2 protein-coding genes are annotated in these 3,182 nt (G+C 58.9%); both read right to left on the reverse strand.

What is annotated here, in order from left to right:
• The coding region (locus tag VK519_RS17475; RefSeq protein WP_324351901.1) for a catalase at positions 1-2,004 on the reverse strand (2,004 nt) is incomplete at its 3' end.
• Positions 2,005-2,162: 158 nt separating this feature from the next.
• On the reverse strand, positions 2,163-2,963 hold the full coding sequence (locus VK519_RS17480; protein ID WP_324351903.1) for an alpha/beta hydrolase: 801 nt from the start codon (positions 2,961-2,963) through the stop codon (positions 2,163-2,165).
• Positions 2,964-3,182: the final 219 nt, after the last annotated feature.

Consider the following 3,182-nt stretch of genomic DNA (forward strand, 5'->3'; position numbering starts at 1 on the left):
ATCGAACAGAGCACGGCCGCCATCATCCAGGGCGAGCATCTTGAGGTGGCCGAACGCGTCGTGGACAAACTGGATGGCTGCCGCCTCACCGCTCAACTGCGCTGCACCCTTGTCCGACAAGACGACCGCCACGGCATCGAACTTGACGGACGGCGTACCAGCAAGCTGCCCGTCCGCCGGGAGCTTGGTCCCATCGGACAACGTTGCACCGCCGACTTTCGGCGCGACAACCTTTACTGTGGCACCGGCAGACCTGGCTGCCTTTGACAGCCGGTTGATGGCCTTGGCATCCGAGCCATCGTTGATGAGTATGCCGACCACCCTGCCCTCCAGCGTGGCTTTCATCTTGCCGATAATTTGCAAGGCGGGCGATGGCTGCATCCTGACCACCGGGGCACTGGCGGGCGGCGCCTTGGGCATTTTATCGAAGCCCAGTCCGTCCGCCACTCGGGTGGCGAGATCCTCGTCAATGTGACGCAGATGGCCAACCATCAGCTCGCGTATGGCAAGCGTGTCGACCTTGGAGAGCTCAAACACCAGGGCGGACGCCATGTGCGCCTGCTCAAACGCCGTCTGGCTGATGTAGAACAACCGCGCCTGGCTGTAGTGGTCGGCAAAGCTTTCTGCCCGGATGCGGCCGCGAGTGCCTGATTCCTCCGCGGCGACTGAGTGGAATCCCGCTCTCGCATCTTCGCGTGGCGAATCGCCCTGAAGGGAACTCGGTTCATAAGCCACCCGCCCCTTCGGAACCTGATGCTGCATGTGGCCGTCACGCTGCTGGTTGGCAAAGGGACATTTGGGGGCATTGATGGGCAGTTGGTGGAAGTTCGGCGAACCAAGACGGGAAAGCTGGGTGTCGAGGTACGAAAACAGCCTGCCTTGCAGAAGAGGATCATTGCTGAAATCAATGCCTGGCACTAGATGGGACGGGCAAAAGGCGACCTGTTCGGTCTCGGCAAAGAAATTGTCCGGCCAGCGATCGAGCACCATCCGCCCGATGATCTTGAGTGGAACTAGCTCTTCGGGAATGAGCTTGGTGGCGTCCAGGTGGTCGAACGGGAAGCGGTCGGCTTCCTTCTCGGTAAAGAGTTGCACGCCCAGCTCCCACTCAGGGAAACTGCCGCCCGTGATGGCTTCGAACAGGTCACGGCGATGAAAGTCGGGGTCCGCACCGGCCAGCTTCACGGCCTCGTCCCAGACGGTGGACTGCAGGCCGAGTTTGGGCCGCCAGTGAAACTTTACAAAGGTGCTCTTGCCCTTGGAGTTGACGAGGCGGAATGAGTGGATGCCAAACCCTTCAATCATACGGAGGGAGCGTGGGATAGTCCGGTCGGACATGGCCCACATGATCATGTGCATCGACTCAGGCGTGAGGGAGATGAAGTCCCAGAAGGTGTCATGGGCGGTGGCTGATTGGGGGAAGCCCCGGTCGGGCTCCATCTTTACCGCGTGGATGAGGTCTGGAAACTTGATGGCGTCCTGGATGAAAAACACCGGGATGTTGTTGCCCACCAGGTCCCAGTTTCCTTCCTTGGTGTACAGCTTTACCGCAAAACCCCGCACATCGCGCGGCGTATCAACCGACCCCGCGCCCCCCGCGACGGTCGAGAAGCGGGTAAACAAGGGGGTTCGTACACCGACCTCGGTCAGAACCCTGGCGGTGGTGTAGGAACTTAAAGATGTGGCCAGTTCGAAGTAGCCGTGGGCGGCTGACCCACGCGCATGGACGATCCGCTCTGGGATTCGCTCGTGGTCAAAATGGGTAATTTTCTCCCTCAGGATAAAATCTTCAAGCAGCACCGGCCCGCGTGCGGCAGCTTTCAGCGAGTTCTGGTTGTCGGACAGCGCCACGCCCTGATGGGTGGTCAGCGGTGGATGGGCGTTTCCCGCCTGCTGGTGAAGTTCGTCCCCCGCCCCCCGGACATCCTTCGTTGAACCGGTGGCAGCCGTGGCTGGTTTTCCCTTGTTGGAGCGCGTGGGCGCAGACGTCGCTTTCTTGGCCATGGCAACCTCGGCTAGACAAGTCGCAAACGTGCGCCGGTGGCCGTCAACATTAGGTGCAGCGACAGCGACGGCCACATGACGGATACATGAATCAAATCTATCGGGGTATGAAGGCGTCTTCACTTAGACGTAGCGCAGGTCAAGAAGGCACCGTCGCTCTACATAGCAGCGCCTCGAAGCATTTCGAGGATGGTTGAGAGCTGTGCCTTCTGCGACAAGACGAAAGTAGTGGAATGTGTGCCGCCGGACACACCTATCACACGCACACCGGTCAAGAGGATATCAGGGCTATAAAGAAGCCGAATCGGTGTTTGGTCGTCGTGTGTGCCTTGGAAAATTACTACTTGAGCACTTGGCGGTTGCCCTAGGCTCTCGACAAGCGAGTAGTCATGCGTGAGCAGTGTCGGCAGCGGCAGCAAGCTGAGCGGCGCAAGAGCCCAATGTGAACGCAAACGGATGCGAACGACTGATGACAACGAAGGTGCTGCCGACAGCAGAACTACTCCGGCGGGCTTTGTTGAATGGCTCGCGTAGGCGGCAAGCATGGCCCCAAGCGATACGCCGACAAAGACGGTTCGATTCTGCGAACAGGTGTTTGCAACTGTGGCGATGGCTTGATCGACAAGGCCCTCGATCTCGCTCAGTTCAGTACGCCCCGATGCGCCGTCCTGTCCAGGATAGGCTATGGCGAAAACGGCGAGCCCGGCGGTCGTGTAGTTAGCAAGGTTATATGTCGCAGTTGCACCGTGTTGTCCGGGAAAGAACACCACACACCCGACCCTCGCTTGACCATAGCGACGGACAAGCAATTCATTGCCCGATCTGCTCTTGATGCTGAGAGTTGCTTCCGGGGCGTTACCTGTGAGAGCGGGCGTGCGAGGAAATAGGAAGCGGCTTATTTCAAAGTGCAAACCATAAGCCGCAGCTGCAAAGTACAGCGCTACGGCGCTCAGGAGCAACGGGACAATCTTGCGATGAAGGGGTCTCAACAAGGGGGCCTAATGTCGTTTTCGCGTGGGACACCTGGCTTCGCTACCGAGTCTTCTCTCTGTGTTCCTTTCGAAGTTGCCTCATTCGCCGGATACCCACCAGCTTCTTGGCTTTCTCGTCCCAGAACCGGAAAGCCAGGGCTTTCAGGCTGGAAGAAAAAGTAAGCGGTTTCACCTGTTGGAATATCG

Origin of the sequence: Pinirhizobacter sp. (genome assembly GCF_035317885.1) — a bacterium.
Classification (GTDB): domain Bacteria; phylum Pseudomonadota; class Gammaproteobacteria; order Xanthomonadales; family Rhodanobacteraceae; genus Pinirhizobacter.